Origin of the sequence: Vibrio sp. 10N.222.55.C7 (assembly GCF_041473335.1) — a bacterium.
Taxonomy (GTDB): Bacteria; Pseudomonadota; Gammaproteobacteria; order Enterobacterales; family Vibrionaceae; genus Vibrio; species Vibrio crassostreae_C.
The window spans coordinates 131,058-148,650 of sequence record NZ_JBFRSC010000037.1; the positions used below are offsets into that span (position 1 = coordinate 131,058).

16 protein-coding genes are annotated in these 17,593 nt (G+C 43.3%); 7 read left to right on the forward strand and 9 right to left on the reverse strand.

Features of this window, described 5'->3' with window-relative positions; genetic code table 11:
- The first annotated feature begins 274 nt into the window (after positions 1–274).
- The gene (locus AB4482_RS13380; protein WP_372111051.1) at positions 275–2,134 is read left to right on the forward strand and encodes a helix-turn-helix domain-containing protein; all 1,860 of its coding nucleotides are present in this window, start codon (positions 275–277) and stop codon (positions 2,132–2,134) included.
- A gap of 28 nt (positions 2,135–2,162) precedes the next feature.
- On the opposite strand, the gene AB4482_RS13385 is transcribed toward AB4482_RS13380, so the two are convergent.
- On the reverse strand, positions 2,163–3,029 hold the full coding sequence (locus tag AB4482_RS13385; RefSeq protein ID WP_372111049.1) for a LysR family transcriptional regulator: 867 nt from the start codon (positions 3,027–3,029) through the stop codon (positions 2,163–2,165).
- 141 nt (positions 3,030–3,170) lie between these two features.
- Between AB4482_RS13385 and AB4482_RS13390 the strand changes: the two genes are divergently transcribed.
- The gene (locus AB4482_RS13390) at positions 3,171–3,545 is read left to right on the forward strand and encodes a nuclear transport factor 2 family protein (RefSeq protein WP_372111046.1); all 375 of its coding nucleotides are present in this window, start codon (positions 3,171–3,173) and stop codon (positions 3,543–3,545) included.
- A gap of 204 nt (positions 3,546–3,749) precedes the next feature.
- Here the strand turns inward: AB4482_RS13390 and proX are convergent, their stop codons facing one another.
- Genes proX through proV form a run of 3 tightly spaced genes read right to left on the reverse strand, consistent with a single transcriptional unit; the run spans position 3,750 to position 7,035 of the window.
- Positions 3,750–4,757 carry a glycine betaine/L-proline ABC transporter substrate-binding protein ProX gene (proX, locus tag AB4482_RS13395; RefSeq protein WP_017065955.1) on the reverse strand — a complete coding sequence of 336 codons (1,008 nt, stop codon included), beginning with the start codon at positions 4,755–4,757 and terminating at the stop codon, positions 3,750–3,752.
- Positions 4,750–5,844 (reverse strand): glycine betaine/L-proline ABC transporter permease ProW, encoded by a 1,095-nt coding sequence (proW, locus tag AB4482_RS13400; RefSeq protein WP_102333175.1) that lies wholly within the window; start codon positions 5,842–5,844, stop codon positions 4,750–4,752. Before proW ends, proX begins: the two co-directional genes overlap by 8 nt.
- Positions 5,845–5,847: 3 nt before the next feature.
- A complete protein-coding gene (proV, locus tag AB4482_RS13405) occupies positions 5,848–7,035 on the reverse strand; it encodes a glycine betaine/L-proline ABC transporter ATP-binding protein ProV (RefSeq protein ID WP_372111044.1) in 1,188 nt (395 codons plus the stop codon).
- A 639-nt stretch (positions 7,036–7,674) separates the two neighbouring features.
- On the opposite strand from proV, the gene AB4482_RS13410 reads away from it, so the two are divergent.
- The gene (locus AB4482_RS13410; RefSeq protein WP_017068049.1) at positions 7,675–8,412 is read left to right on the forward strand and encodes an HAD-IIB family hydrolase; all 738 of its coding nucleotides are present in this window, start codon (positions 7,675–7,677) and stop codon (positions 8,410–8,412) included.
- A 40-nt stretch (positions 8,413–8,452) separates the two neighbouring features.
- Here the strand turns inward: AB4482_RS13410 and AB4482_RS13415 are convergent, their stop codons facing one another.
- From AB4482_RS13415 to AB4482_RS13425, 3 genes are all read right to left on the reverse strand, one after another.
- The gene (locus tag AB4482_RS13415; protein ID WP_017071930.1) at positions 8,453–8,665 is read right to left on the reverse strand and encodes a TIGR02450 family Trp-rich protein; all 213 of its coding nucleotides are present in this window, start codon (positions 8,663–8,665) and stop codon (positions 8,453–8,455) included.
- A 141-nt stretch (positions 8,666–8,806) separates the two neighbouring features.
- Positions 8,807–11,254 (reverse strand): molybdopterin guanine dinucleotide-containing S/N-oxide reductase, encoded by a 2,448-nt coding sequence (locus tag AB4482_RS13420; RefSeq protein ID WP_017071931.1) that lies wholly within the window; start codon positions 11,252–11,254, stop codon positions 8,807–8,809.
- Between the two features lie 22 nt (positions 11,255–11,276).
- On the reverse strand, positions 11,277–12,371 hold the full coding sequence (locus AB4482_RS13425; RefSeq protein ID WP_017060332.1) for a NapC/NirT family cytochrome c: 1,095 nt from the start codon (positions 12,369–12,371) through the stop codon (positions 11,277–11,279).
- A gap of 307 nt (positions 12,372–12,678) precedes the next feature.
- Between AB4482_RS13425 and AB4482_RS13430 the strand changes: the two genes are divergently transcribed.
- Both AB4482_RS13430 and AB4482_RS13435 read left to right on the forward strand, forming a co-directional pair.
- Positions 12,679–12,954, forward strand: coding sequence for a nitrogenase-stabilizing/protective protein NifW (locus AB4482_RS13430; protein ID WP_102333174.1), 276 nt, complete (start codon positions 12,679–12,681; stop codon positions 12,952–12,954).
- A 135-nt stretch (positions 12,955–13,089) separates the two neighbouring features.
- A complete protein-coding gene (locus AB4482_RS13435; RefSeq protein ID WP_136974637.1) occupies positions 13,090–14,214 on the forward strand; it encodes a M14-type cytosolic carboxypeptidase in 1,125 nt (374 codons plus the stop codon).
- Between the two features lie 142 nt (positions 14,215–14,356).
- Here AB4482_RS13435 and AB4482_RS13440 read toward each other — a convergent pair whose 3' ends face one another.
- Both AB4482_RS13440 and AB4482_RS13445 read right to left on the reverse strand, forming a co-directional pair.
- Positions 14,357–14,713 carry a hypothetical protein gene (locus tag AB4482_RS13440; RefSeq protein ID WP_017060329.1) on the reverse strand — a complete coding sequence of 119 codons (357 nt, stop codon included), beginning with the start codon at positions 14,711–14,713 and terminating at the stop codon, positions 14,357–14,359.
- Between the two features lie 267 nt (positions 14,714–14,980).
- Entirely contained in the window at positions 14,981–15,607 is a 627-nt protein-coding gene (locus AB4482_RS13445) for a LysE family translocator (protein WP_372174700.1), read from the reverse strand.
- Positions 15,608–15,816: 209 nt separating this feature from the next.
- Between AB4482_RS13445 and AB4482_RS13450 the strand changes: the two genes are divergently transcribed.
- Positions 15,817–17,055, forward strand: coding sequence for a DEAD/DEAH box helicase (locus AB4482_RS13450; protein ID WP_017071932.1), 1,239 nt, complete (start codon positions 15,817–15,819; stop codon positions 17,053–17,055).
- A gap of 253 nt (positions 17,056–17,308) precedes the next feature.
- Complete coding sequence (locus tag AB4482_RS13455) at positions 17,309–17,530, forward strand: hypothetical protein (RefSeq protein WP_017057116.1); 222 nt, start codon at positions 17,309–17,311, stop codon at positions 17,528–17,530.
- Positions 17,531–17,593 lie beyond the last annotated feature (63 nt).

A 17,593-nucleotide genomic window follows, 5' to 3' on the forward strand; every position in this document is an offset into this window, starting at 1 on the left:
ATGGAATCAATAAAATAGATAAGAAAAAGGCAAGGTTGTATCTGAACATTAACGCGCACTTCACAGTAGATTGACAAGTGTCTAGGCAAAAAGCCATAGATTTGACGTCACTAATTTGGCACTTAGCCTATTAGGGACATGCGCAACATACAGTTCAAATAATCCGAACAATTAACATCTGTAAAAAACAAATTACTGAAGATGTTAAATAGAGAATCTGATGTCTAAATTAGAATCAAGACATTGAGTTAATTATCAGAAGGTTAATGTTTTAATGAGTGAGTTTTCACAGTTGTTACGTAACTTCAGAAAGGAACTTCAATTTACACAAACAGAGTTTGCAACCTACTTAAATCAGCTGGACGACGAGTTTAATGCGGTTGACGTCGTAACGATAAATCGTTGGGAAAACAGTAAGGTAAAGCCTAGTACATACAAAGCACTCAAGATATTACAGTACCTTGGCGGAGATTTGTTTGAGACAATAAGGAGCTTTAATTCCGAACAAAAAGACACGTTAATCGAACTGTTTTTAAACGAATCCTATGGCTCATTTCAAAGTAGAATTTCAGCTCTATCAGGCCTGAATCAACAACAAGGCAAACGCAACTTTAAGTCACTGCCTTTAATGTCAGAGCCGTGTGACACTGGCGTTATCGACAGAATCAAACTACTTTCTAAATTCACAAAAGTCGATATTTCGCCATTGGACCAAATTGATTTATATCTCTACTACTGTGAGAAAAAAGCACATGGTCACAAACTGATCAATGTAGATGGTGACATTGTGAGTCACAACGTAGGCTTTTTCTTTGAAGACCATCAATTTGAAACATTAAAAACTCAAGAGCTAGATCTAAGAATGGCCTGCTCTTTAAATTCAAGCAAAAGCATAAATTATTTTAATATAAGCTCACACTCAGAGACAAGAGATCATGTTATTGAGCATATAGTTTCAGATATACAGTTACTTTCTCAGAACAAAAACATTAAAAAATATTCTGTTTTAGTAAAAGACCCCAATATGATGAGACTCTTGAAGAGTGTGGGGTTTGAAGTATTTAAATTTTCAGAACCTTCTGCTAAAAAATGTAATATTACATTCAAAAATAAATATTATAGCTACTGTATATTAACGATTGATAAAATAGACTATCTGACTAATCGGAACGTAATGTCACTAATCAAAAATGAATATTCTACCATGATGAAATTTCCGCAATTACTGCGCGAAGCGCGCAAAAAATTGAAGTTAACGCAAAAGGATTTTGCGGCATACATTAATCACTTAGATGATGAATTCAGCTCTGTAGATGTCGTAACGATAAATCGATGGGAAAATAGCAAAGTAAAACCAAGTAATTACAAAGCCCTAAAGCTATTGGACTGCCTTGGTCTGGACTTGTATACAACGTTGAAATCCTTTGATTCAGAAGATAACGAAGACAGTGCATTACTTGAAGACTTCCTTCGTGAGAGGTTCTTTTCGTTTCAAAGCCGAATATCGTCTATCTCTAAAGGGGAAATAGAAGAAGGCTGCGACTGTCAGATCATGCCACTAATGACAGATCAGAATGACAAAGCAGTAATAGATAGAATAAAGCTGATTTCACAATATACAAAGATGGATCCTTCAGCCCTTGATACCATAGATCTGTTTCTCTATTGCAGTGAAAAAAAGGCGCATGGCAGAAAAATGGTCGATGTTAATGGCGATATTGTTAGTCATAGCCTAGGTTTTTTCTTCAACGAAGAGGTGTTCGAGCAATACCAAAATAAGCATCTACATATTAAGCAAGCTTGCTCTTTAGATTCTAACCAGAACTTAAATTACATTGTGGTTAGCGGTCACTCTGAGAAGCGCGAACAATCTATTGCGAACCTGATTTCCGATATGAAGCTTCTTGCAAGCAATACTAAGATCAAGAAATTCTCTATGATGATCAAAAACCCAAATGCATTGGAGCTGATGAAAAACCTTGGATTTGAAATATGGAAGTTTTCAGAACCAACAGAACAAAAGTCGAACATCACCTTCAAAAACAAAAACTACCGCTATTGCGTACTGACTATCGACAAGATCGAATTACTGAGTAATAAACATGTTATTTCTTTTATTAGTAAATATGGTTAAGCACCGGATTTTACCAACGATAGAAAGCTTATACTAAATTCTGCTTAAGCTTTTCTTCCAACGCTTGGATACACAGCTTAATGGCGATAGGCGTATTTGAAGCGAATGGATTTAGCGCATAAACCGTGTTGGTGGGTAATTCAAAGCTTGGCAGCACGTCGACAACATCACCAAATAACTGAGGAATGCAGAAATCTGGAATCACACCGATACCAACACCTGATTTAATCAGAGCAAGGCAACTGTGGAACGAATTGGTGACGCAACTAGCTTGCTGTTGGTAGACAAAGTCCTGCTCAGTTTGAGAACTAAAATGATGAGTCACCTGCTTTCCCTGCCATGAGTTAGCAATATAAGGAATTGATTCAAGTTCACGCTCTCGCATGCTTTCTACGCCGCACAACACGTCTTTAAACTCGCCTAACCGTTTCTGCTTAAGATTACTGTCGCGCGAGCTACCCACTCGTACCGCGAGATCAATATCGTGATCCATGAAATCCAAGTGTTGATCATCACTGATCAGCTCAGGCTTTAGTTTCGGGTATTGCTTCATTAAATCCGCAATAACAGGCGCAACCAACAAGTCCATCAGTGCATTTGGAGCAGTAATACGAATCCGACCTTGGGGTTCTTCCAACTCAGCTTTCGCCATATCCCATGCCGATTCGGCGATTACATTAATATCCTTACAGCTTAGATAGAAACGTTCCCCCATACTGGTCAAGGTTTGTCTTCGCGTTGTTCGTTTAAGAAGCGAAGCACCGAGCTCTTGCTCTAAAATTTTTAGATGCTGACTGACAACAGATTTAGACAACTCTAGTTTTTCAGCCGCGGCCGATACTGAGCCTTGTTCCACGATATGAGCGAAAATCGACATCTGCTTTAGCTTACTCATTTTATTGTTCTCTTTTTACAAACAGTATTTTCTATTATCTCTGTTTTTCAAGTTAATTACCAAAGCTAAACTGTATTCAACTTATCGAGATAACCCAATCAAAAACACAGTGTTTCAAAGAAGACTGTTATGGAGAAAACAATGTCAAACAATCAAGTATTAGAAGCGTGTAAGCAAGGCATTAACGCATGGCAAAAAGCATTCAACAGCCAAGACGCGAAAGGTTGTGCAGACCAATATACAGAGAACTGCGTAATGGAAGCGCGTCCATTTGGTACTTTTGAAGGTCATGAAGCGATTCAAGCATTTTGGCAAAACATCATCGACCAAGGTTTCAAAGACGTTGATTACACCGATGTAAAATGGGAAGAGCACCCAGACGGCGGTTACATTCTTACCGCGAGTTGGACAATGAACAAAGCGTTTGGCGTTGTACATCATGAACACTGGGCACTTGAAGCCGATGGCTGCGCTCGCTTAGTCAGCGACAACTTCGAAGTTCAAGGCGAACGCTAGAGCTGTAATTAACAGCTAGAAGCTCAAAAATAGAAACAGAAAACAAAAAGCCAGCAATCCAAATGGACTGCTGGCTTTATAATGTTCACTCTTGTCGCCCTTTCACTTGGTTTGAAGGTGATTGAGTGACTCTACACAATCACTCAACACGCTCATCATTTCAAATCAAAGTGTCTGGTAAGACAGAACAAATACAAGTCAAAGTTACAGTGCTGCTTTCTTCGCTTCTGTAATCCAACCATCGAACGTGCTTTGGTTCGCTTTGATCCAACCGTTTACGTGCGCTTCGATATCCGCAGAGCTGTTCTTACCTTTACTCATCATCATGTTCTGAGCGCTTACATCATTGATGTTAAGTTTGATGATTTCAAAAAGCTTCGCTGCTGATGGGTTGTTCTTAGCAAACTCTTTATTCGCAATAATGCGCATTGAGTTCATTTCGAAGCCGTAGTTTTTGCCGTTAGATAGCGTCGTATCCACGTTCGAACGCTCGCCAGGAAGTGCTGAGAAAGGAACTTCTAACCAAACTACATCTTCGTTAGGCACCAATACGCCACTTACCCAGTAAGGTGTCCACGTGTAGTAAAGGATTGATTCACCCTTTTGGTAACGAGAAATTGTATCTGCAATGATTGCAGCGTAGTTACCTTGGTTGTGAGTTACCGTATCGTCCAGTTTGAACGCTGAAAGTTGGTGTTCAATCACCATCTCACAACCCCAACCTGGGTTACAGCCTGTTAGGTCTGCTTTGCCATCACCGTCCGCATCAAACAGCTTCGCGATTTTTGGATCAGTTAATTGACCAATGTTGGTGATGTTGTACTTTTCAGCCGTTTTCTTATCAATTAGGTAACCTTGAGCAGCGCCGCTTACATATTGGCCTTCACGGTAGAATTTCTCATCACCACCTGCCATTGTGTATTTATCAGCATGAAGCGGGAACCAACCTACCGTTAGGAACGTTGCGTCACCCTTTGCAATCGAGGTGTAGCCTACGTTGTAGTCCACTTCTTGAGTTGATTTCACGTCATAACCCAGTTCTTCTAGAGCACGGTTAACGATCAATGTTTGGAATGTCTCTTCCGCTACAGACGATTGAACAGGCTGAACTGATACGCCATCACCCGGTAGGCTTGCTGCCCACACGTTAGTCGATACCGCTAATGTAGAAACGATGCTTACTGCGAGTTTACTCTTCCATGAATTATTCATTGGTGTTTTTCCTTAATTGAAGTTCTGATTTGTTACCGCGATTAAGTACATTCAGTACAAGGGAAACAGGTCCCATGCGATACCAGCGTAATTTTGTATTACCAGCATTGACACCCAGTACTTGGGTGATTCTGTCTAATAAGATGGCTAAGATAACGATGCCTAAACCACCAACAGCGGCCAGTCCCATATCCAAACGGCCAATACCTCTCAGTACCATTTGACCTAAACCACCTACCGCAATCATTGATGCGATAACCACCATCGATAACGACAACATCAGTGTTTGGTTCACGCCCGCCATGATAGTTGGTAATGCAAGTGGCAGTTGAATTCGGTAAAGCATCTGCTTTTTGCTTGCACCGAATGAGTGACCCGCTTCGATCAATTCTTCCGGAACTTGCTGAATACCCAAGATGGTCAAACGAACAACAGGAGGAAGTGCGAATATGATGGTCACCACGACACCCGGAACGTTACCGATACCAAACAACATGACGATCGGTACTAAATAAACGAAGGCTGGTGTGGTTTGCATAGCATCCAAAATTGGGCGCACGAATTTAGCCGCCGTGTTACTTCGAGCGAGCCATATCCCCATGGGTAAGCCAATCAATAGGCAGAAGAATACGGATGTCATGACCAGTGACAATGTGGTCATTGCTTCAGACCAAGCGCCAATCAAGCCAATGAAAGTCAAAGATACGGCCGTTGCAACGCCAAGCTTCAAGTTTGAAAACTGCCATGCCACTAGAAACAAGATGATCAACATGAATGGTGCTGGCGTAGACACCAACGCCGTTTCAAATGAACTTAGGATAAAATCGATAGGCACACGGATTGCCTGGAATAGTGGGCGTCCGTGCTCAACTAACCAATTCAGTCCAGACTCAACCCAAGTGTCAACAGGCAGCACAGCCTCTGCAAAAGGGTCAAGTGGATCAAAAGGTGTCGTTTCAACGGTTTCGCTGCTTAACCAATCCGCTGACGGTGAGGTATCAGCGGATTGACCCCAAGGATCACTTGCAGGTTGAGCTGGAGGAGCCGATTGAGACCATGGGTCATTATTTGTTTGTTCAGACGACATGATCTACCCCTTATCCAATGTTTGTAACAGTCGTGACTTAGTCACCACGCCAAAGTAATTACCTTGCTCATCCACAACAGGCACTGAGTAAGGCACACCACCAACTAGGCCAAGCACATCATTGATTGGTAAATCAGGGTTCAGCGTTAGTCCATCATCGAGCTGTGCGCTGATGAGTGATTTGTTCTCTTTGTGGGCTTTACGAAGCGAGTCGATAGAGACAATGCCGGAGTAACGGCTGCTCTTCTCAACTACGATGCCGTACTTGCGGTCGTTATCCATCAAAATTTGTAGAGCGGACGCTGGGCCATCGTGTTCTGATTTTTTAAATACCGCAGCTGGCTTCTTACGCGCAATGTCTTTCACAGTAAGTACGCTTGCTACGTTCACACCACGGAAGAAAGCTTCGACATAATCATTCGCTGGGTTACTAAGAATATCGTCTGGAGTACCGACTTGAACCACTTCGCCATTTTGCATAATCGCAATTCGGTCACCGATACGCATCGCTTCATCCAAATCATGCGAGATAAAAACAATGGTTCGTTTATCGTCATTTTGAAGGCGAATAAGCTCATCTTGCATTTCAGTACGAATCAAAGGATCGAGCGCCGAGAACGCTTCGTCCATCAACAAGATATCTGGGTCACATGCTAGTGCACGAGCCAAACCAACACGCTGCTTCATACCACCAGACAACTCATCTGGGTAAGATTCTGAATATGAGCCAAGGCCAACACGCTCAAGTGCTTCAAGTGCTGATTGCTTTCGTTGTTCAACTTCAACACCCGCAAGCTCTAGACCAAACGCGGCATTCTCGATAACCGTCATATGCGGCATCAAAGCGAAATTTTGGAAAACCATGGAGATGTTGTTGCGGCGAACTTCGCGGAGTTCATCTTCTGAGATGTGGGCAATGTCTTTGCCTCGAAGAAGCACATTGCCTTTGGTAGGTTCGATCAAGCGGTTAAGAAGGCGTACTAGGGTTGATTTGCCAGATCCTGACAGTCCCATTATGACGAAAATCTCGCCTTCTTGAATACTAAGAGAAACATCGTTAACGCCGATCGTTAGCCCTGTTTCTTCGAAAACTTTATCTTTATTTGCGCCTTCATTAATCATTGTAAAAGCACGGTCGGTGTCTTCACCAAACACCTTGTACAGTCCCTTAACTTCCAGTATGGGATCCATGTAATCTAATCCTTTATCAGTTATTTAAACTTAAATTGGTTATTTAAACCCGAAAAACAATTAGTACTCTAAGTAATTGACACATGTAAATCAAGGTTCTTCGTTCGGTAAAACAAGGCAACAGACTGAAACCAGACCAGCAACAACAAGACCAAAAATAAGCAAAAACAAAGCAAGCTACTGATAATAAAAGGGATAAATTAGATAAGCGTACGGCCAATATTATGTATTACGTAGTCGTAGATTATTGAATATTAATTTTACATTAGAGTGATTAATAGGATGAATGAACCAACAAAAGCCATAATTAGTTCGTGCACAAATAATTCGAGCACGAACTATTTATTAAGCTTTCATGATGTTTCCGAGGCGAAAGTTCGCTCGGTAAAAAATATAAGATCAACTCTCAATCTCTACCTAAAAACCAAAGGTCAACCGGCTAAAGTCAGCGAGTTGAAATCAACCTTTTCAACCAAGAATTTTAATACGTCACACCAACTGTGATACTTGCTGCAAACTGTCAATTGGTGATTATCTAAGCTGAACTTCAACTTGTAGAGTGCTCATTGCTGAGCCATTCTTTATAAAAGAAATAAGCATTTTCCCGTGACGAAATAGAGAAAAAGACAAGGAATTCGAATGATAAAAATGTTGGTGTGTGACTTTGACGGTACGCTTGATGGAGGCTCATCTCACGGTGTTAACCAGCTATTTGATTACCTCACAGAACAACCTGATATTCGCTTTATCATCGCGACAGGAAGAACATTACCTTCGATTCGAATGGGTTTAGAATCGGATAACTACCCGAAGCCACACAGTATTATTAGCGATGTGGGCACCAAAATTCATCATGTTCATTCCCAAAAACCAGACCATGTTTGGCATAACCAACTGGAAGCTTCTTGGAACAAATCAAGGGTAGAGACGGCTCTCGCCCCCCTTGATTTTATGGGTGAACGCATAGAAAACCATCAAGGCGATTACAAGATCACCTTTGAAGGAAAGCTTTCAGAGCCTCAACACGAACTGATTGAATCTAGCTTGGAGATGCACGGATTAGATGTTCACCTGACTTACTCTCATGATTGGTACTTAGATATCACACCAAAAGGCGTAAACAAGGCGACTGCGATTCACCACCTACTCGAACAACACGATTTGAGCGTTGCAGAAGTGTGCGTCGCAGGTGACTCAGCTAACGACACCTCAATGCTCACCATTGAAGGCGTAAACTCGATACTGGTTGCTAACCATTACCCAGAGGTTGCTCACCTATCGGATAGAGACAACGTATACACGAGTAGAGCAACACATGCTGAGGGTGTCTTAGAAGGCCTTAAATACTGGCAAGGGCGTGCAGCAGCGGGTAATTAGAAATAAGTAGAGGTGACCGACTGCTCCCTACTTGCTATCCTTATTTCCAACCGGGAAGCCAATGATCCTTGTCGGTGAGATCCCGCCAGTTGATGTCTTCCTCTCGTTTGGTCATCACCGCTTCTATTAAACAACGAATGACCTCCCCTTCTTCAAACTCGACCTCTGTGACCATGAAGTGTTTTTCTTTCTTTATTGGGCTAACGGCCGTCCATTTACTGCGAAGTAGTTTCTTTGGATTGATTCGATTCATGAGCTTACTTCTCGCTTAGATGTCATTGATTATTATGGGATGTCTAGCCGACATTGAGTAATAGTCTTCATCGCAAGAAAAGGATCAAAAAAAGCCAGCGATTAGGCTGGCTTCATTCAGTTAGCTATTACTTGTTAAAGATTAGCCGTTTTTAGGTGGATCAAATGCCGTGAGTTCTAATACTGGACCTGTGTATTTTTCAATCTTCACAAGCGCAGAGTTTGCAGCACAGCCATTCGCCAAACGAGAAGTCGGGATATCTAACGTAAGCACGTTACAGCCACCGTTTTTACATAGGCCTGTCTCTTTATCTAAATCAGGCCAACCGCCTTCATGGATACATACAGAGCCTTGTTTGATGCCGTCCGTCACTAATGCACCCACCAATACTTGTCCACGACCATTATGTGCACGAACCAAGTCACCCGTTTTAATGCCTCGAGCTTTCGCATCTTCAGGGTGAATTGAAATCGGTTCACGGTCTGCAATCGCATACTCTTCGCGGATCTTCGCGTAGTTGAACTGGCTATGCAGACGGTGCGCGGCGTGCGCTGTCATCAGTTGCAGTTCGCCATCTTTAGCGTTGCCTGTGTACTCTGTTGGTTCTAACCAAGTTGGGTGTGCAGGGCAATCATCTAGTTGGTAACCTTCAATGGTTCTTGAGAATATCTCGAACTTGCCACTTGGTGTACCTAGTGGGTTCATGATTGGGTTCTCACGAAAATCAGCGTAACGAACAAACTGTGCGTTCTTCTCGTTCCACTTCATCTCGATCAACTGATTATCTTCCCAGAACTTGCTGAAGTTAGGCATTACGATACGCTGACCACGACCACCTTGCTGTGCGGTTTTGTAGAAACCATACAGCCATTCCATCTCGGTCTTGCCTTCGGTGTACACATCACGACCACCCGGAGCAAGTAACTCAGACATGTCCGCAAATACATCGAAATCGTTACGAGCTTCACCTTGTGGCTCAACCACTTTCTTCATTGGCACTAAGTGTTGGTTACTGTAGTCACCCGTCATCGTCATATCATTACGTTCAAACGATGTAGTAATTGGCAGAACAATATCCGCGTGCTTAGCTGCTGCTGTCCAGTAAGGTTCTGAGATAACAATCAGCTCAGGCTTTTGCCAAGCTTTGATCAAGCGGTTGGTATCTTGGTGGTGAGTAAAGTTCGCACCGCCTGCCCACCAGATCATTTTGATCTCTGGGAACGTTAGGTTGTGACCATTGTGATGGTAGCTTGAACCCGGGTTTTCTAGCGCTTCAACAATACGCGCTACAGGGAATGCGTTCACAGATCCTGAAACAGCCCAATCGTTACCCGCCGAAGAACCACCGCCAAGTGACGCTGAAATCGCAGGAAGTACGCCTGCATCACGAGCAGGGTTACCACCGTTTGAGTAGTGGTAAGAAAGACCGAAACCACCACCAGGCAAGCCAACTTGACCTAGCATTGTCGCTAGCGTAACCAACATCCAGTGACGTTGTTCACCGTATTGTTGACGCTGCATACCCCAGCCAGACATCAGCATAGTACGGTTCTTACTGAAGATATCCGCAAGTAGCTCAAGCTGCTTCACTGGCACACCACAGATCTCAGACGCCCACTCAGCAGATTTTTCTACGCCGTCTTCCTTACCCATCAAGTAAGCTTCGAATACGTCGTAACCTGTTGTGTATTTACCCAAGAATTCTTTATCGTGCTTGCCCTGTTTCACTAACGTGTGTGCGATACCCATCATCATGGCTACGTCAGTCATTGGGTGAGGAGCAATCCACTCTGCGTTGTCACCAAAAAACTCGATAGTCTCAGAGCGCATTGGGTCAATCGCAATCACTGTCTTGCCCGACTTCTTCAACTGGTGGAAGAACTCAAGACCTGCACAGTCGGTTGAGCTCCAAGCGATCTTCAAGGTGTTAATTGGGTTTAGGCCCCAAAGTACCACCACATCACTGTGCTCAAGGATAACTGGGTAAGTCGTCTGCTGTTCATACACCTCAATCGAACCCACAACGTGCGGCATGATAACTTGCGCAGCACCTGTTGAGTAATCACCTAAGTGACCAGAGTAACCACCAGCCATGCTCATGTAACGTTGTAGAAGCGTTTGCGCTTTGTGCAGAACACCACTTGAACGCCAGCCATAAGAGCCTGCGAATACAGATTCCGCACCGTGCTCTTGACGAATACGTGAGTGTTGTTGGTGAATCAATTTGTACACTTCATCCCAAGAGATACGAACAAATTCATCACTACCACGTACACCTTCAGGTGCAGATGGGTTAGCCAAGTAGCCTTTACGAACCATAGGGTACTTAACACGCGCTTTGGTGTGTACTTGATCAGGGCCTGTGGTCTGCAGGCTATTTGGAACCGTTTGTGCCAGTGCATTCGTCGTCGACACTAACTTGCCATCTTTCACTTCACACAGCATTGGTCCCATACGACCTGATGTTAGAACACCAGAACCACGTTTGTCCGAAGCAATTGCGCTCATCGGCGTCAAAGATGTGAATGCCAACGCACCAGCTGTAATACCTGTGCCTTTCATAAATCCACGACGTGTCATATTAGTCATAATTTTATCCTTCTAATTCTCTTTAGTGACCAACAACGTCTTTCGCGTGGTTTTGGAAGTACTTAGTCAGCAGCTCAAGGTTTTGCTCAGAAATGTCTGTACGGTCGCCCATACTTTTCGCAACAGGCCCCCAAGCATTCACAGTGAAGTGGTTTGAAGGAATTTTCGCGTGACACGTTGCACAGTAAACGTTGTCCAACTCTTCTGCGTAAGACCAGATTGGGTCTAGTTTATCGACAACTGGAGAAGTGATATCACCCGTTAGCGCAACTGAACGCCACTCGTTACCATAAGCATCTGCTTTATAGTCACCAGTAGTCAGTGCTTCTTGACCTTTGTCTGTCAATGTCGCAACGATTGCACGTTGGCCTTCACCGAAGTAAAGCACTTGCTCTGCACCTTTCATTTGGAATGCATTCAAAGTCACAGTACGGTTGTCGCCTTCAGCCTTAACCACTTGCAGTTCTGCTGTTGGGTTTACACTGCCGAAGTCACCCATTGCGATATCGGTTACTGGGTAAACCACTTTCGCATCTGCTGGCGTGTTTTTCGTAAATGCGATCAGGGTATCGAACGCTTTGCTATCTAGCTGAGCTTCAGGAGCAAAATGTGCAACGCCTTTGTGACAATCGATACACGTTTGGTTATTTTCACGACCATAAGCATGCATTTTTGCTGCATCACGAGATTGCTCGAACTCTTCCATTGCATCGAATTCGTGACAAGAGCGACAAGTCGCTGAGTCATTCTCGCGGAATTGAGCCCAAACTGTCTCAGCCATCTCTTCACGGTGTGCTTCATATTTCTCAGGCGTGTCTATCTTACCTGAAATAAATTCGTGGTAGATGTCTTTGGACGCTCTTACTTTGGTGATCACGTAGTCAATCGGATCAGTTGGAATGTGGCAATCGGCACATTCAGCTCGAATGCCTTTTGCGTTACTGAAGTGTACAGAACCTTGGTATTCTTTGTGGGGTGCTTCCATTGTGTGGCAAGAAACACAAAACTCAGTGCTCGATGTATAGTGCATAACGGCTGCAGTTCCCCCTAAGGTTAACCAGCCAATACCTATACCAACCGCCGCTATTAGTGCGATATAACGTTTTTTTATTGTCATAATTCTTAATCATCTTCAACAATTGGTTACAATTAAGATCAGAATAGTACTTTAGGGGTAGATCAGTTTGATTTGGATCATAAATCGCATTCTGAGGAACAAAAATTGAACCTTTATGAGAACCCAAGGTCACTTCACGAAATTATTCCCCACCAGATACAATCACCCACCAAATAAGAGGCAGCGGTTAAATATTCATTATTGATTAATCCAACATCAACGAGACAAAACGGCTTTCTAAGTCAAAGAAGTAAATTGTAAATCTATTACAATATTGGCTATCTATTTTTCATAAACTCCTCACTCAATGAGCCAAACAGAATTCCAACAAAAAATAGCGAGTTTCACTGCCATCGAACAAGCGCTTGATTACTTTGAGATTGGCTTTGATAGCAAGTTCATCGACCAAAATAGAGTCGAGCTTATGAAACGCTTTAATGGTTATCTGATCCTGTCAAAACCCGATGATTGGTTCTCTGGACGAAGAGCGCTGAAAAACGCTTATTGTAAGGTTCAACGCAGCAAGTTAGATCGCCACACACGTTCAGCCTGTCGTGGGTGTACAACTTGTCAGCGTCGATAGATAGGAAGTACTGCTCAAAGTAGAGAACTAAAAAGTAGATAGTTGAAATAACATCTCATTCCGATTTAGTTAGTGGTTTGCTCGAAAAAAAGTGTGCTAGTCTTACGGCAACTCAACTACGAGATAAAAACTACAATGAAAATTTTCAGCAATTTCGAAAGCGGCAACATTCACGTCGTTTCTGCAGATTCACCACAAAACATTCAACTGACTATCCCAGCAGACTACCAAACTGAAATCTCTCAGTGGTTTCACTTCCGCTTAGAAAGTGAAGCTCAACAAGCTCACCACTTTGAAATCGGTCAATTGGCAACATCTGCCTACCCTGAAGGCTGGAAAGATTACGATGTAGTTGCATCGTATGACCGTGAAGAGTGGTTCCGTATCCCATCTCAGTTCGATGGCGATACATTAAGCTTCGATATCATCCCTGAACACGATTCAATGTACTTCGCGTACTTCGCGCCGTACTCATACGATCGTCACCAAGATCTTCTGCACAATGCTCAAACGCACCCTGCTTGTAAGCTTGAAACTCTAGGTCAGACGCTAGACAACAACGACATCACTTTGCTAACCATCGGCGAGCCAAGTGAAGAGAAGAAAAACATCTGGGTTATTGGTCGCCAACACCCTGGCGAGACGATGGCTGAATGGCTGATCGAAGGCCTGCTACAACGCCTACTTGATGAAACAGATACGGTTGGTCGCTCTCTTCTAGACAGCGTTGTGTTCAGAGTTGTACCAAACATGAACCCAGATGGCAGCATCCGCGGTCACCTGCGTACTAACGCGATTGGCGTAAACCTGAACCGTGAATGGCAATCACCTTCTATGGAACGCAGCCCAGAGGTATTCCTTGTTCGCGAGCGTATGCTGGAAACGGGCGTTGACCTGTGTCTAGATATTCACGGCGACGAAGCGATTCCATATAACTTTGTAGCAGGTAGCGAAGGCACACCTTCTTACAACGAGCGCATCGCGAAGCTAGAGAGCCACTTCAAGCAAGCACTGCTCACTATCACGCCAGAGTTCCAAGATGAATTTGGTTACGATAAAGACGAACCAGGCAAAGCAAACATGACAGTTGGCACAAACTGGATTGGTGAGCAATTCAAGTGTTTGGCTTACACCGTCGAGATGCCATTTAAAGATCACATCAGTCACGCTGACGAACTTTACGGCTGGTCTCCAGAACGAAGTGTCGCGTTTGGTCACGACATGCTAGCCGCAGTTTGGGCTACAGTAGACGAGCTATAAGGCGAACTAAGCTCATTAGCTTTACCTGTATCGCCTTTGGTTTATAAGAATCTGGGCTATAGATAGAACAAAGCCCAGCACTTGTGAAAGTGCTGGTTTTTTAATATCGGCTTGGATGAGTGAATCTAACTTTAAAAGCTTTCTATGCCACTCTGAGGCTAGCAAAAAACACTGGGTATCTTTGCCTAATGTGGCGTTGTTCAGACACCATATCTTTGAAGCTTGGGCCTTGTGATAACTGAACGATCACTTCGTCACCTTCTTGTCGCAATACAGCACCGCTAATATCGATACTGTTGTTGTCATGCAACCTCAAGGTGCCGGCCATTGAAAAGCCACGATAAACCGGAATGATGTTACGCATCATCAGGCGTACACCCTTTTCAGAAACTTCGCTGACATGAAAAAGCTCATCCTTAATTCGCATCACCGGACGAGCCTTTTGAGGGTACTTTAAGCGGTAATATTTGCGTTTCTGGGTGAATGAATCTTCACGCATTAGTGACTCCCTGTCTCTGTTATTTCGGTCAAGCAATAGGCTGTAGCTTCAATTGGTCTCAAATAAACACATTCACCAAATTGATAGCTAATAATTATATCGACTTCCCGAGCTAATGCTTTAGAGATTTATACAGAGAAACACGGATTGCTTAGCATTCAGTAAAAAATGAGAACTGAATCGGAAATGAAAACTAAGATGGAAACGAGAACTAAGCCGGAAATGAACTGAACCAATAGCTAAAAACCCAATTCTTCGCATCGCACCCTAAAGCTGAAACAATGCCAACTGAATGCTGAAGCCCACGAATAGAATCCCACACACAATGTTCACCATTTGCGAGGTGCGCTTTTGAACTAACAAGCGCTTAAAGGTATCCGCCATTAAGATCACAACTAAGAACCACATCGACACCACTGACGCTTGAATTGCACCAAGTATCAAACTGTCTGTCACAATCGCATCTGTTGAAACAAATTGAGGGAATATAGAAAGATAAAACAGGACAATTTTAGGATTCAGTAGATTAGTGAGAAGCCCTTTGAAAAACTGATGATATAGCTTACTTCCCGATGCGCTCACCACAGAGAGCACGCCCTCTTGAGCGCGCAGCGCCGCACGAAAATGGTTATACCCAAGCCAGACAAGATACAAAACCCCAGCCCACTTTAGCCCTTCAAAGGCCATGGGAGTGTTCGACAGTAATAAGCTTATGCCGTTAGCCGAGATAAAGGCATGAAAAAAGAAACCACATGACACGCCCAACACGTTCACAAATGCGAACAGCTTCCTTTGAGTTAAGGCTGTGCTTAATACCAACAGCGCATTTGGGCCCGGGATAATGGCAATAAAAAACACGATAACGATAAACAGCCAGATACTGTCCCAACACATTTCGATCTCATTTCATGAACATTTTTAGGGCGGACATTGTACGTCCATTCAGTGCCATTACAATATGATAAACGCTTAATTATCGCGTATAGCTAACAGACATAATTCGCGCGTATAATGAATGTGTTTATCGTCTAACATACAAAACTGATTCTCTAACATTTGTAGCCCTGATAGACTCCACCTCCTTTTTGATACTTGGTTCATTTATGTCATTTGATAGCCTAACCCTTAACGCAAAAACCGTCTCCGCGCTCTCATCTCAATTCAATAAGCCGACAGAGATACAGCAAGCGGTAATTCCTACCATTATTGCGGGGAAAGACGTACTCGCATTGGCTCAAACGGGCAGCGGTAAAACATTGGCGTTCGGCTTACCTTTACTGAATAACATCAACCAAGATGTGAATGAACTGCAAGCACTGATCATTGTTCCAACCCGTGAACTTGCATCTCAAGTGACCAAATCTTTAGAACCGATCGCGACAACGCTCAATATCAAATTGGTAACGCTAACGGGCGGCGTAAATACTGATGATCAACAGCAACAATTATCGACTAAACCACAATTAGCCATCGCCACACCGGGCCGCCTACTTGCTTTAATCAAAAGTGATGAACTGGATATAGCTCGGTGTTCATCATTGGTTCTTGATGAAGCCGACCGCCTGATCGACATGGGATTTTGGCCAGATATTCAAGCGATTACTTCAGCACTACCGAGCAAACGTCAGTCACTGTTGTTCTCTGCGACACTTCCGCCCGAATTAGTAGGTCAGGCTGAAGAGCTTCTTTCAAATCCAGTTAAGGTCACGACACATCAAGAAAACAGCGTGGTCGCGGCTATTGAAGAAACCCTGTATTTAGTGAACAAAGGCAGTAAAGCTCAAGCGCTCATCGCACTACTCAATCAACACACATGGCCGCAAGTATTGGTATTTATTGGCGCAAAAGACAATGCCGATGCATTAACCAAACGATTGAATAAAGCCAAAATCAGTGTGAGTGCGTTACATGGAAATAAGAGCCAAGAAGAACGAGAGCAAGCATTAGAAAGTTTCAAAAATGGCGAGACTCGTGTGCTTATCGCGACAGACGTGATGGCTAGAGGCATTCATATTGATCAATTACCTGTCGTAATTAACTTCGAATTACCTTCTCACTCAGCAACTTACGTACACCGCGTTGGTCGTACAGCAAGAGCAGGAAGTACTGGCTGCGCGGTCTCTCTGGTTAGCCACAGCGAAACTGACTACCTCAATGCGATTCGCACCTTGACCAATAAGCCGTTAGTGCTGCAACCATTAGAGGGTTTCCCGGTTACCGACAAACCTGCATCTGAAACGACCGCTCGCAAGCGTCCACCTAAAGATAAAATGGCCAATCGAAGAACAGCTAAAAAGAAAAGCATTAAGCAATTTAAAAGCAAACCAAATAGCTCTAAGTAACCAGAAATAACTCTAAGTAACCAGAAATAGAATGGTCAGCTCAGTTTGTACTGGGCTTTTTTATATGCAACAAAATACAAATTCACACCCAAAAACTTCCCTAAAGTTGCCAACTTAAATGACACTTTTGTGAATTATGATGCCAACGTATTGATTCTTGGTTGCTCAAAAAAAATACTCTTAAATCACGTTGACGCCCCTATATCTAGCAACTAGATTTTTCTATTAGTGTCTACAACAGGAGGTCATTGAAATGAAACGTGCTAGCTCTACATATCGATTACAACTGATTAAGGAAGTGGCAACTCGCCGAGATCGTCAACGTTCCAATGACCCGATGGCAAACTACATACAAACCCTAATAGATAATAAAGATGATTGTGATACTTCGGTTGAACGCAACCAGAGGTTCAGTGGCAGTCATTTTGATGAGCACATAGGTGGTTGGGTAAGTGACCACTGGGGTAACAAGTAGGACAAAGAGAGTAATCCAACCAGCATAATCGCTGTAGAATTCGTCTCCGAATTAACCTATCAT

Coding starts and splice junctions, on each gene's coding strand:
- AB4482_RS13380 (WP_372111051.1), top strand. CDS start 275: ATGAGTGAGTTTTCACAGTTGTTACGTAACTTCAGAAAGGAACTTCAA.
- AB4482_RS13385 (WP_372111049.1), bottom strand. CDS start 3,029: ATGAGTAAGCTAAAGCAGATGTCGATTTTCGCTCATATCGTGGAACAA.
- AB4482_RS13390 (WP_372111046.1), top strand. CDS start 3,171: ATGTCAAACAATCAAGTATTAGAAGCGTGTAAGCAAGGCATTAACGCA.
- proX (WP_017065955.1), bottom strand. CDS start 4,757: ATGAATAATTCATGGAAGAGTAAACTCGCAGTAAGCATCGTTTCTACA.
- proW (WP_102333175.1), bottom strand. CDS start 5,844: ATGTCGTCTGAACAAACAAATAATGACCCATGGTCTCAATCGGCTCCT.
- proV (WP_372111044.1), bottom strand. CDS start 7,035: ATGGATCCCATACTGGAAGTTAAGGGACTGTACAAGGTGTTTGGTGAA.
- AB4482_RS13410 (WP_017068049.1), top strand. CDS start 7,675: ATGATAAAAATGTTGGTGTGTGACTTTGACGGTACGCTTGATGGAGGC.
- AB4482_RS13415 (WP_017071930.1), bottom strand. CDS start 8,665: ATGAATCGAATCAATCCAAAGAAACTACTTCGCAGTAAATGGACGGCC.
- AB4482_RS13420 (WP_017071931.1), bottom strand. CDS start 11,254: ATGACTAATATGACACGTCGTGGATTTATGAAAGGCACAGGTATTACA.
- AB4482_RS13425 (WP_017060332.1), bottom strand. CDS start 12,371: ATGACAATAAAAAAACGTTATATCGCACTAATAGCGGCGGTTGGTATA.
- AB4482_RS13430 (WP_102333174.1), top strand. CDS start 12,679: ATGAGCCAAACAGAATTCCAACAAAAAATAGCGAGTTTCACTGCCATC.
- AB4482_RS13435 (WP_136974637.1), top strand. CDS start 13,090: ATGAAAATTTTCAGCAATTTCGAAAGCGGCAACATTCACGTCGTTTCT.
- AB4482_RS13440 (WP_017060329.1), bottom strand. CDS start 14,713: ATGCGTGAAGATTCATTCACCCAGAAACGCAAATATTACCGCTTAAAG.
- AB4482_RS13445 (WP_372174700.1), bottom strand. CDS start 15,607: ATGTGTTGGGACAGTATCTGGCTGTTTATCGTTATCGTGTTTTTTATT.
- AB4482_RS13450 (WP_017071932.1), top strand. CDS start 15,817: ATGTCATTTGATAGCCTAACCCTTAACGCAAAAACCGTCTCCGCGCTC.
- AB4482_RS13455 (WP_017057116.1), top strand. CDS start 17,309: ATGAAACGTGCTAGCTCTACATATCGATTACAACTGATTAAGGAAGTG.